A 10,774-nucleotide genomic window follows, 5' to 3' on the forward strand; every position below is an offset into this window, starting at 1 on the left:
CCGGGTCTTCATTGCCCAGATCGTAGAAGCGCGTCGCGCATTTCGGACAGGTACGCTTCGTACCCCATTCCGGCTTCACCATGTGTAGCCAAACCTTTCGGTGTCGTGGAAGAACAGGGCACATGCCCCGGATGGGCCGCGCCTTGCCATAGCGGGCACGCGCTGTCAAAGCCGCCGGTCATGCACCACGCCCAGCCCACCCCCCTGTCCGTCGCTGCCAGCGGTCCGCTGACCGGCACCGCCCCCGTTCCCGGCGACAAGTCGATCAGCCACCGTTCGCTGATGCTGTCCGCACTGGCGGTCGGCACCAGCCGCGTGACCGGATTGCTGGAGGGAGAGGACGTGCTCGCCACCGCCGCCGCGATGCGGGCGATGGGCGCGACCATCGTGCGCGGTGACGACGGCATCTGGACGATCGACGGGGTCGGCGTCGGCGGGCTGCTGCAACCCGCGACCGCGCTCGACATGGGCAATTCGGGTACCTCGACCCGGTTGCTGATGGGGCTGGTATCGTCCCACGCGATCACCGCGACCTTCACCGGCGATGCATCCTTGAGCAAGCGCCCGATGGGCCGCGTCATCGAACCTTTGTCGCAGATGGGCGCGGAGATCACCGCCAGCCCCGGCGGGCGCCTGCCGCTGATGCTGCGCGGGATCGTGCCGGCGGTACCGATCGACTATACGCTGCCGGTCGCCTCGGCACAGGTGAAGTCGGCGATCCTGCTCGCCGGCCTGAACACGCCGGGCATTACCCGCGTCGTCGAACCGGTGCCGACCCGCGACCATAGCGAGCGGATGCTGACCGGCTTTGGCGCGAAGCTGACCGTGGAGCAAACATCGGCCGGTCGCGTCATCGAACTGCACGGCGAGTCGGAACTCAAGCCGCAGACGATCACCGTCCCCGGCGACCCCTCCTCCGCCGCCTTCCCGGTCGTCGCCGCGCTGCTGGTGCCGGGCAGCCATGTCACCATTACCAATGTCGGGCTGAACCCGACCCGCGCGGCGTTGTTCGACGTGCTGCGTGCGATGGGCGGCGACATTACCTTCGAGAACCGTCGCGACGTCGGTGGCGAGCCGGTCGCCGATTTGGTCGTCCGTGCCTCGACGCTGACCGGGATCGAGGTCGATCCGGCGGTCGCCCCGTCGATGATCGACGAATTCCCGATCCTGTTCGTCGCCGCCGCGCTCGCCAAGGGGCGCACCGTGACCCGTGGCCTCGAGGAACTGCGCGTCAAGGAAAGCGACCGCATCACGACCATGGCCGAAGGGCTGCGCACCATCGGCGCACGCGTCGAGGAGACCGAGGACGGCCTGATCATCGACGGCACCGGCGGTGACCCGCTGCCCGGTGGCGGCACCATCGCTGCGCGGCTCGACCACCGGATCGCCATGAGCTTCGTCGTCGCCGGCCTCGTGTCGTGCGAACCCGTCACCATCGACGACATGGCGCCGGTCGCGACCAGCTTCCCGACCTTCACCACGCTGCTGCGTGGGCTGGGCGCGGCGCTGTGATCATCGCGGTCGACGGCCCGGCGGCGTCGGGCAAAGGCACCATCGCCCGCGCGCTGGCGAAGCATTTCGGCCTGCCGCATCTCGACACCGGCCTGCTCTATCGCGCGGTCGCTACGCTGGTGCTGCGCGAGGGACAGGACCCGACGCGCGAGGCCGACTGCGTCGCCGCCTGCGACTTTCCCGACACGTTACTTTCCGATCCATGGCTGCGCACCGACGAGGCCGGCCAGACCGCCTCGATCGTCTCCGCCCACCCGCTGGTCCGTTCGGCACTGTTGCGTCGTCAGCGCAAATTCGCGCGGCAACCGGGCGGCGCCGTGCTCGATGGTCGCGATATCGGCACCGTCATCGCCCCCGATGCCGATGCGAAACTGTTCGTGAAAGCCACCCCGGCGATCCGCGCGCGGCGACGTCATGCCGAACTTGCCAAGGCCGGATCGAGCGTAACCTACGACCGTGTGCTGGCCGACATCCGCGCCCGCGACGAACGCGATTCGTCGCGCTCCACCGCGCCGCTGGTCATGGCCGCCGACGCCGCGCCGCTCGACACCAGTTTCCTGTCGATCGAAGCCTCGGTGCAACGCGCGATCGCCATCGTCGAGGGGCAGCGCAAGGGATAGCCGAAGACGTTCGATATCGGCTCTTTCGGTCTGGACGGTGCCACTCCGGAACGCGATTTCGAACCTGCGGAAAAACCCGGATATTTCTGGCGCGCACCGTCGGACTGATCGGGCGTCAGAAAATCAACTAGTTTCCCATATTTTATACTATACATGTTCTGTCATGACCGGCCGTCACATCGCCCTGATTCTTGCCGGACCGGCCGACCTGACTGCGTTCAAACACGCTGTGCAGGCCGCGTTTGAGGTTGCGGTGCCAAAGGATTCGGCCCGCTGCGCTGATCCCATCGGACCGCGACCTCGACGCCACCGTCACGGCGCGGGGGGCACAAACGCTCCCTATGGTCGAGGGGGATCGCAAGGTCGGCGGGGCGGTCGGGGACGAGCTGTTCTTGTTCGGTCAGGACATGCTTGTCACGGTCGACAGGATGGCGGGTTCGTTCCGCGCATCAATTTTCCATCCGCCCTTTACCTAACCCAATGGTTTAGTTAGCCTTATTTTTACTAGAGGCAAAAGGAGGGGAGCCTGTGGGAGTGTATCTGCCCAGACTGAGGAACGAAGCGTTGCGACAGGCCGCCGTCGATCAGACCGGCATCGTACGTCGCCCCAAACACCCCGGGCTACAGTCGATCGTCGAACAGGCGGCGCGGCTAGCCGGTGCGCCGATCGCGGCGGTTACGATCATCGATCAGGCCCGGCAGTGGTTTGCCGCCCGCATCGGCATCGACGAGGAAGAAGGCCCGCGTAGCGAGGCGTTCTGTGCCCACACCATCCTGCGGCCGGGCGAACCGCTGATCATCCTGGACGCATTGCAGGATGTTCGGTTCGCGCGAAATCCGGCGGTTCTGGAAAATCCGCATATCCGCTTCTACGCCGGCATACCGCTCGTCAACCGTGCGGGATATGCGCTTGGCGCATTGTGCGTCGCCGACACGAAGCCGCGATCGGACGAACTCGACCTATATGGTTTGAGCCATCTCGCCCGAAGCGCGGAGCGATTGGTCAGCGCGGTCTGAAGCCTCCACCACGCGGGTTCCGTAGCGATCGGCCAGCCCGCAATCGACGCGCCCCCTAGCGTTTTCCCGTTCAGCCTGCGGAGATGCTTACGCTTTCGACCTCGCATAGTCCTGCGTACCTTCGGTCAGGACGACATCCTCGGGCAGGATTTCGTCGACCGCTATCTCGCGCTGGTCGCGAATCGCTTCGTAGACCGGTGCGAAGTCGGTCTCGACCGTCAGGCGCAGCAGTTCGTCGAAGCTGGGGATGACGAAATAGGTCTGCTGGAAATCGTCGATCCGGTAATCGGTGCGCATGACCCGTGCCAGATCGAGCATGATCCGGTTGGGGCTGGGATCGTCGAGCGAGAAGCGGGTTTCCGACGCGCTCGACACGATGCCCGCGCCATAGATGCGAAGGTCGTCGCCCTCCTGCACCAGCCCGAATTCGACCGTGTACCAATAGAGCCGCGCCAGTTGCTTGAGCGACCCCAGTTCCAGCGCGCGCAGCCCCCCGCGACCATAGGCCGCGAGATAGTCGGCGAACACCGGATCGGCGAGCATCGGCACATGGCCGAACACGTCGTGAAAGACGTCGGGTTCCTGCAGGTAATCGAGCTGGTCGGGGCGGCGGATGAAATTGCCCGCGACGAAGCGGCGATTGGCCATATGGGTGAAGAACACGTCGTCGGGGACCAGCCCCGGCACCGCGACGACTCGCCAGCCGGTCAGCGCCTCCAGCCGGTCCGACAGTTCCTCGAAATCGGGGATACCGGATTCGGACAGTTTGAGCGCGTCCAGTCCGCGCAGGAACGCATCCGACGCGCGGCCGGGCAGCAGCTTCATCTGCCGCGCGTACAGCGTGTCCCACGTCGCATGGTCCTCGGCGCTATAGGCGTCCCAGCCCTGCGGGATCGTCCAGTCGGCATTGGCGCCCTCGGGCGGGCGGTCGAGCACATGGGTATCGCTTGCCATGGACAAATAGTAGCATGGGAAACGATGCTACGGAAATGGTCCCTTCGACTGTCGGGTTTGCTGGGTGGCATCCTGCTGCTCGTGCTCGGCTATTTCCTTACAGGGCTGATCGGCGGGGCGATTCCCGCTGGATCGGGCGAGGTGCTGCCCGAACGGGGCATCCGCATCTATGTCGAGGATAATGGCATCCATACCGGCATCGTGCTGCCCAAACACGCCACCGGCCAGTCGTTCGACGATCTGGTACGTGCCGATGATCTGGCCGATCCGCGCTATGCGGCCCATGGCTGGCTGTCGATCGGCTGGGGTGAGCGCGCCTTCTATCTGGGTACGCCGCGCTGGGCCGATGTGAAACCGGCGACGATCCTTGCCGCCGCGACCGGCAGCGAGGCAGTGGTGATGCATGTCGGCCACCTGCCCGAACCGAAGGGCGAGGCCGGCGTCTACCCGGTCACGCTGTCGCCCGATCAGTATCGGCGGCTCGTCACCGCGATCCGCGCGAGCTTTGCGGCGGGGCAGTCGGTGCATGGCTATGGTCCGTCCGACGCCTTCTATGTCGCGCGCGGGCGGTATAGCGCGGTGCATACCTGCAACGCATGGACCGGCGCGGTGCTGCGGGCGGCGGGGGTGCCGATGGGGGCATGGACGCCGTTTCCGGTGACGGTTACGTCGTGGCTGTGACCCCGCTCGCCCCGCCGCCGATCGGACGCTTCGTGATCGAGGCGCCGCGCGCCGCGATCGCGCTGGCGGGGGTGCCGTTCGGATGGCGGCGGGCGCTGGCGGGAGCACCGCGCGCGGACGGCGAGCCGGTGATGGTGCTGCCCGGATTGTTCAACAGCGACCGGTCGAACACCATCCTGCGCCGCTATCTGCGCGCGCTGGACCATGATGCGCTTGGCTGGGAACTGGGTCGAAATTTCGGGCAGCGCAGCATCGGGGCGGACGGCGCCGACCTGTTCGCGCGGATCGATGCCGTCGCGCAGGCGAGCGGGCGGCCGGTGGCGCTGGTCGGGGTCAGCCTCGGCGGAATCATGGCGCGGTTCGCGGCGCATCGCCGGCCCGATCTGGTCGAACAGGTCGTGACGGTCGCTAGCCCCTATGCCGGGCCGGCGCGATCGACCCATGTCTGGCGGCTGTACGAATGGATCAGCGGTGAATCGGTCGACGATCCCGCCGTGCTGGCGCTGGCGGAGGAGGTGCGTTGCCCCCTGCCCGTCCCCGCCACCGCGATCTGGAGCGCGAGCGACGGGCTGGTCAACGGCATGGGCTGTCATGTGCCGGACGAACCGGGATGCCGCGCGATCGAAGTGGTGAGCAGCCATTATGGCGTGCAGACCCGGCTGGTCGTGTTGCGCGCGGTGGCGGAGGCGCTGGCGGGGAATCGGTGAGGGTTTCTCCCCTCCCTGGAAGGGAGGGGTCGGGGGTGGGTTGGCCGGTTGTGGCGCGCTCACCTTCCCTCGCGGGCCTACCCACCCCCAGCCCCTCCCTTGCCAGGGAGGGGAGCTGCAGCAATTCAATCGTCGTCGCGGTCGCGTTCCCGACGACGCCGCGCCTCTTCCTTGCGCATCTCGCGGCCTTCGCGGGCTTCCTTCTTGCGCATCTTCCGGCCGTAATTGCGGTCGGCCTCCGACTGGCTGGTCGTCGTCCAGTCGATCACCTGCGCGCCGGCGCGGACCGGCGCGGTCGCGACGTTCCAGACGGTGCTGACACAGCCCCCGGTCAGCGGCGCCAGCGCCAGCATCACCCACCCAACACGCATGTCCCGTCCTTCAATATGGTTTGTCGCGGTTCTGCGCCCCGATTAGCGGGAAATCGGTGAAGAAACCATCGACGCCGGCGGCGAGCGCATCGGCAATCTCCTGCCCGACCCGGCCATGCGCCTCGGGTCCGCCGGGGGCGCGATAGGCTTCGGGCAGGAAGGCGTTTTCGGCGCGATAGGTCCATGGATGGACGCGCAAGCCCGCGACATGCGCGTCATGAACCAGCGGCTTGGCAGCGCCGACCAGCGACTTGTTCGGGCCGATCCCGAAGGCATAGGTCGCGACCGCCTTCAGCCCCGCCGGGATCGCCATCGTCGCATAGCTGTCGACCGCGCGGTCGACGGGGCCACCTTCCGCATCCATCAACTGGATCAGCCGGATGCTGGTCATTTCTTTCAGCGCCTTGAGATTATTCACCTCGAACGATTGGATGAACACGGGTGCCGTAGCACTGTCCCATCCGGCGGCGCGCAGTTCGGCGACAAGGCGCGCCTCCATCGGGTGCCCGATCGAGGCGAAATAGCTCGGGTGCTTGGTTTCGGGATAGATGCCGATCGTCCGCCCCGTCTGTGCGGTGGCGCGCTTGGCGAGCGCGATCACCTCGGCCAGCGTCGGGATCGGTTGTTGCCCGTCATAGCGGGTGTTGTCGGGGCGCAGTTGCGGCAGGCGTTCCTTGGCGCGGAGTGTGCGCAGTTCGGCGAGGGTGAAGTCCTCGGTAAACCAGCCGCTTATCTGCGCGCCATCGATCGTCTTGGTCGTGCGGCGGTCGGCGAATTCGCGATGGGCGGCGACGTCGGTCGTGCCCGAAATCTCGTTTTCGTGCCGGGCGACGAACACACCGTCCTTGGTCAGCACCAGATCGGGTTCGATGAAGTCGGCGCCCTGTTCGATCGCCAGTTCGTAGGCGGCGAGCGTGTGTTCGGGGCGCGATCCGCTGGCGCCGCGATGCGCGATCACGATCGGGATCGCGTCCAGCGGTCGTTCTTCGGTCATCGCGTCTGCTCCCACCATCGCTGCCAACATCATTCCCAACATCTGCGATCCCTTCGCAAGAGGAAACGGTTTCGATCGCGAACGTTAGCCGCAATGACCAACGGAGCGCCGACCCATGCATTTCACCATCAACGGCCAGCCGCATCAGGCAGAGGTGGACATCCGCACCACCCTGCTCGACCTGCTGCGCGAACATCTCTCGCTCACCGGCAGCAAGAAGGGCTGCGACCATGGCCAATGCGGGGCGTGCACCGTGCTGGTGAACGGCCGCCGCATCAATTCCTGCCTCACGCTCGCCGTGATGCATCAGGATGACGAGATCGTGACGATCGAGGGATTGGGCACGCCCGAAAAGCTGCACCCGCTCCAGGCGGCGTTCGTCAAGCATGACGGGTTCCAGTGCGGATATTGCACGCCGGGACAGATCTGTTCGGCGGTGGGGATGTTGGACGAAGTCGAGAAGGGCTGGCCGAGCCATGTCAGCGCCACGCTCGACGATCCCGATTTCACCGACGACGAAATCCGCGAACGAATGAGCGGCAATCTATGCCGCTGTTCGGCCTATCCCAACATCGTCGATGCGATCCGCGAAGTCGCCGACGCCGGGCAACAGCGCCAAGCGGAGGCAGCGGAATGAAACTGTTCGATTATGCCAAGGCCGACAGCGCCGAAGCCGCCGTCCGCGAAGGTGCCGAACGCGACACTAGGTTCATCGCCGGCGGGACCAACCTGCTCGACCTGATGAAGTTGCAGATCGAAACGCCGGCGCGGCTGGTCGATATCAGCCGCCTGCCGCTGACCGATATCGAGGAGATCGATGGCGACGGGGTGCGGATCGGGGCGCTGGTGCCCAATTCCGATCTGGCGGCCGATCCGATCATCCGCGAACGTTACGAAGTGCTCAGCCGCGCGCTGCTGGCCGGGGCATCGGGGCAGTTGCGCAACAAGGCGTCGACCGGCGGCAACCTGCTCCAGCGGACGCGCTGCTATTATTTCTATGAGACGGCGGCGCGCTGTAACAAGCGGGTGCCGGGGTCGGGCTGTGATGCGCAGGAGGGGTTCAACCGCATCCTCGCCGTGCTCGGCACCAGCGAGAAGTGCATCGCGACGCACCCCAGCGACATGGCGGTGGCGATGCGTGCGCTCGACGCGACGATCGTGACGCTGGGCAGCGATGGCGAGCGGCGGCGGATACTGATCGGCGATTTCTACCGCCTGCCCGGCGATACGCCCGATGTCGAGAATGTGCTGCGCGCGGGTGAACTCATCACCCATGTCGAACTGCCGCCGGCGCCGGCGGGCAGGCAGACCTATCGCAAGGTCCGCGACCGCGCCTCCTATGCGTTCGCACTGGTGTCGGTCGCCGGCATCGTTTCGGTAGAGGACGGCAAGATCGCCTCGGCCCGACTGGCGTTCGGTGGACTTGGGCCCATGCCGTGGCGCGACACCGCAGTCGAGAACCTGCTGATCGGACAGGCACCGACCGACACGCTGTTCGGCGAGGCTGCCGACCTGTTGCTGCGCGATGCCAAGGGCTTTGGCAGCAACGATTTCAAGATTCCTCTGACCCGGCGCACGCTGATCGCGACGCTGCGGGAGTTGACCGCATGACCACCAACGCATTGCGCATGGACAAGCCCGTTGAGCAAAGCCTGCTCGATTCGAGCGTACAGGGGATCATCGGCAAGGGGATCGAGCGGATCGACGGCCCGCTGAAGGTCGCCGGACAGGCGACCTATTCGGCCGAGTACGACTTTCCGAACCTCGCCTACGGCTTTCTGGTCCGCGCGACCTTTCCCGCCGGCAGGATCACGTCGATCGATGCCGAGGGGGCCAAGGCGCTGCCGGGCGTGATCGACGTCGTCGTCGACCTGAAGACCTTCATCCGCAACGCCCAGCAGGGCGGCGAGACCGAAGCGCCGACGCAAGGGGTCAAGGACGTCGCCTATTTCGGTGAGCCGGTCGCGATCGTCGTCGCCGAAAGCTATGAGATCGCGCGCGACGCGGCGCAGCTGGTCGCGGTACGGTACGAACCGGCCGAAGGCGTGTTCACCTTCGACGATCATGTCGACGATGCGATCAAGCCGCCGCCCGGTTCGATGCCGCCCTACCACAGCCAAGGCGACCTCGAACAGGCGATGGCCGACGCCGCCTTCACGGTCGACGATGTGTGGCGGACCCCGTCGCAGAATTCGGCGGCGATGGAGCCGCATGCGTCGATCGCACTATGGGATGACGATGGGCTGACCCTCTACGGTTCGCTGCAGATGCCGTCATCGGACAAGCAGCAGCTCGCCAAGTCGCTCGGCGAACGCCAGTCGAAGGTGCGGATCGTCGCGCGCTATATCGGTGGCGGTTTCGGCTCGAAGCTCGGCATCTCGCCCGATACCGTCGCGACCGCGATCGCGGCGAAGGCGGTCGGGCGGCCGGTCAAGACGGTGATGACGCGGCAACAGGTGTTCGATGCGACCGTACGCCGGTCGAACACGCAGCAACGCTTCCGCCTTGCCGCCAATGCCGATGGCAGGCTGACCGGTATCGGTCATGAGACGCTGTGCTCGAACCTGCCGGGCGAAGGCTATTTCGAGCCGGCCGGGCAGGCGACGCAGTTCCTGTATGGCGGGGAAAACCGGATCATCAAGCATGATCTGGTCGAACTGAACCGCACCTTGTCAGGGTCGATGCGGGCGCCGGGCGAGGCGGTCGGCCTGCTCGCGCAGGAAAATGCGATGGACGAGTTGGCTGAGAAGATCGGTATCGATCCGATCGAACTGCGCCGCGTCAACGATCCGGCCAAGGACCCGCAGAAGGACATTCCCTATTCGACGCGGTCGCTGACCCGCTGCCTCGACGCCGGGGCAAAGGCATTTGGCTGGGAGCAACGCAACCGGACGCCCGGGGCCAAGCGCGAGGGCGACTGGCTGATCGGGCAGGGCATGGCGGCGACCACGCGCACCAACATGCTGCAACCGAGCGAAGCGCAGGTGTCGATCGGTCCCGACGGGCGCGCGCTGGTCGAAACCGACATGACCGATATCGGCACCGGCACCTATACCATTCTCGCCCAGATTGCGGGCGAGATGCTCGGCCTGCCGGTCGATCGGGTTTCGGTGCATCTGGGCGATACGAAGTCACCGCCGGGTGCCGGATCGGGCGGTTCGTGGGGCGCGGGCAGCAGCGGATCGTCGGTCTATCTGGCGGCGCAGGCGTTGCGCGAGAAGTTGGCCAAGGCGATGGACGTCGAGGCCGACGACCTGACGCTGAAGGACGGCCACGCCATCGCCGGCAACCGCCGCGTCGCCCTGGGCGAACTGGTCGGGGACGGCATCACCGCGAAAGGATCGATCGAGCCGGGCAAACAGGAAAAGGAAACGACGCAGGCGAGCTATGGCGCGCATTTCTGCGAGGTAAAGGTCCATGCCGTCACCGGCGAGGTCCGCGTGACGCGCTGGCATTCAACCTTCGAAGCCGGACGCATCCTCAACCAGCAAACGGCGCGGTCGCAGTGCATCGGCGGCATCGTGTTCGGCATCGGCACCGCGCTGACCGAGGAAGCGGTGCATGACGATCGCGACGGGCGGATCGTTAATCACGACCTCGCCGAATATCATGTGCCAGTCCATGCCGACATTCCGCACATGGACATCGTATTCCTCGACGATCGCGATCCCCACGCCAATCCGCTGCATGCCAAGGGGATCGGCGAACTGGGCATCGGTGGCGCGGGCGCGGCGGTGACCAACGCGATCTATAACGCCACCGGGGTGCGGGTGCGCGATTACCCGGCAACGCTCGACAAGCTGCTGGAGGGCTTACCGGCCGTCTAAAGCTCCTCCCCGGCACGGGGAGGGGGACCGCCGCCGAAGGCGGTGGTGGAGGGGGGGCGGTCGCATACGGCACGGTTGCGTTGCGCCGCCC

Annotated in this window: 12 protein-coding genes; 8 read left to right on the plus strand and 4 right to left on the minus strand. The window is 66.2% G+C overall.

Annotated features, from left to right (window positions below; all coding sequences use genetic code 11):
* Positions 1-82: FYDLN acid domain-containing protein (locus tag ASE59_RS20830; protein ID WP_235515851.1), on the minus strand; the 82-nt coding region annotated here is incomplete at its 3' end.
* 98 nt (positions 83-180) lie between these two features.
* On the opposite strand from ASE59_RS20830, the gene aroA reads away from it, so the two are divergent.
* From aroA to ASE59_RS17940, 3 genes are all read left to right on the plus strand, one after another.
* On the plus strand, positions 181-1,512 hold the full coding sequence (gene aroA, locus ASE59_RS17925; RefSeq protein ID WP_056459644.1) for a 3-phosphoshikimate 1-carboxyvinyltransferase: 1,332 nt from the start codon (positions 181-183) through the stop codon (positions 1,510-1,512).
* Complete coding sequence (locus ASE59_RS17930; RefSeq protein ID WP_056459647.1) at positions 1,509-2,132, plus strand: (d)CMP kinase; 624 nt, start codon at positions 1,509-1,511, stop codon at positions 2,130-2,132. Before aroA ends, ASE59_RS17930 begins: the two co-directional genes overlap by 4 nt.
* Positions 2,133-2,660: 528 nt before the next feature.
* Positions 2,661-3,149, plus strand: a complete 489-nt coding sequence (locus tag ASE59_RS17940; protein ID WP_082458566.1) for a GAF domain-containing protein — start codon at positions 2,661-2,663, stop codon at positions 3,147-3,149.
* Positions 3,150-3,236: 87 nt separating this feature from the next.
* Here the strand turns inward: ASE59_RS17940 and phhA are convergent, their stop codons facing one another.
* Positions 3,237-4,103, minus strand: a complete 867-nt coding sequence (gene phhA, locus ASE59_RS17945; protein ID WP_056459654.1) for a phenylalanine 4-monooxygenase — start codon at positions 4,101-4,103, stop codon at positions 3,237-3,239.
* A gap of 24 nt (positions 4,104-4,127) precedes the next feature.
* On the opposite strand from phhA, the gene ASE59_RS17950 reads away from it, so the two are divergent.
* Entirely contained in the window at positions 4,128-4,784 is a 657-nt protein-coding gene (locus ASE59_RS17950) for a TIGR02117 family protein (protein ID WP_056459658.1), read from the plus strand.
* Positions 4,745-5,491, plus strand: coding sequence for an esterase/lipase family protein (locus tag ASE59_RS17955; protein WP_156360174.1), 747 nt, complete (start codon positions 4,745-4,747; stop codon positions 5,489-5,491). The genes ASE59_RS17950 and ASE59_RS17955 overlap by 40 nt, the downstream gene beginning before the upstream one ends.
* Positions 5,492-5,616: 125 nt before the next feature.
* Here ASE59_RS17955 and ASE59_RS17960 read toward each other — a convergent pair whose 3' ends face one another.
* On the minus strand, positions 5,617-5,844 hold the full coding sequence (locus ASE59_RS17960; RefSeq protein ID WP_414899196.1) for a hypothetical protein: 228 nt from the start codon (positions 5,842-5,844) through the stop codon (positions 5,617-5,619).
* A gap of 28 nt (positions 5,845-5,872) precedes the next feature.
* Positions 5,873-6,856, minus strand: coding sequence for a glycerophosphodiester phosphodiesterase (locus ASE59_RS17965; protein ID WP_235515837.1), 984 nt, complete (start codon positions 6,854-6,856; stop codon positions 5,873-5,875).
* Positions 6,857-6,971: 115 nt separating this feature from the next.
* Here ASE59_RS17965 and ASE59_RS17970 point away from each other — a divergent pair, with 115 nt between their 5' ends.
* Genes ASE59_RS17970 through ASE59_RS17980 form a run of 3 tightly spaced genes read left to right on the plus strand, consistent with a single transcriptional unit; the run spans position 6,972 to position 10,683 of the window.
* Complete coding sequence (locus ASE59_RS17970) at positions 6,972-7,493, plus strand: 2Fe-2S iron-sulfur cluster-binding protein (RefSeq protein ID WP_082458568.1); 522 nt, start codon at positions 6,972-6,974, stop codon at positions 7,491-7,493.
* On the plus strand, positions 7,490-8,467 hold the full coding sequence (locus ASE59_RS17975) for an FAD binding domain-containing protein (RefSeq protein WP_056459669.1): 978 nt from the start codon (positions 7,490-7,492) through the stop codon (positions 8,465-8,467). Before ASE59_RS17970 ends, ASE59_RS17975 begins: the two co-directional genes overlap by 4 nt.
* Positions 8,464-10,683 (plus strand): xanthine dehydrogenase family protein molybdopterin-binding subunit, encoded by a 2,220-nt coding sequence (locus ASE59_RS17980; RefSeq protein ID WP_056459671.1) that lies wholly within the window; start codon positions 8,464-8,466, stop codon positions 10,681-10,683. The genes ASE59_RS17975 and ASE59_RS17980 overlap by 4 nt, the downstream gene beginning before the upstream one ends.
* Positions 10,684-10,774: the final 91 nt, after the last annotated feature.

This window comes from Sphingomonas sp. Leaf10 (assembly GCF_001421245.1).
Classification (GTDB): Bacteria; Pseudomonadota; Alphaproteobacteria; order Sphingomonadales; family Sphingomonadaceae; genus Sphingomonas.

Bases quoted from the DNA above. Each gene is read 5' to 3' on its own strand.
- aroA (WP_056459644.1), top strand. From the start codon at position 181: ATGCACCACGCCCAGCCCACCCCCCTGTCCGTCGCTGCCAGCGGTCCG.
- phhA (WP_056459654.1), bottom strand. From the start codon at position 4,103: ATGGCAAGCGATACCCATGTGCTCGACCGCCCGCCCGAGGGCGCCAAT.
- ASE59_RS17950 (WP_056459658.1), top strand. From the start codon at position 4,128: ATGCTACGGAAATGGTCCCTTCGACTGTCGGGTTTGCTGGGTGGCATC.
- ASE59_RS17955 (WP_156360174.1), top strand. From the start codon at position 4,745: ATGGACGCCGTTTCCGGTGACGGTTACGTCGTGGCTGTGACCCCGCTC.
- ASE59_RS17960 (WP_414899196.1), bottom strand. From the start codon at position 5,844: ATGCTGGCGCTGGCGCCGCTGACCGGGGGCTGTGTCAGCACCGTCTGG.
- ASE59_RS17965 (WP_235515837.1), bottom strand. From the start codon at position 6,856: ATGACCGAAGAACGACCGCTGGACGCGATCCCGATCGTGATCGCGCAT.
- ASE59_RS17970 (WP_082458568.1), top strand. From the start codon at position 6,972: ATGCATTTCACCATCAACGGCCAGCCGCATCAGGCAGAGGTGGACATC.
- ASE59_RS17975 (WP_056459669.1), top strand. From the start codon at position 7,490: ATGAAACTGTTCGATTATGCCAAGGCCGACAGCGCCGAAGCCGCCGTC.
- ASE59_RS17980 (WP_056459671.1), top strand. From the start codon at position 8,464: ATGACCACCAACGCATTGCGCATGGACAAGCCCGTTGAGCAAAGCCTG.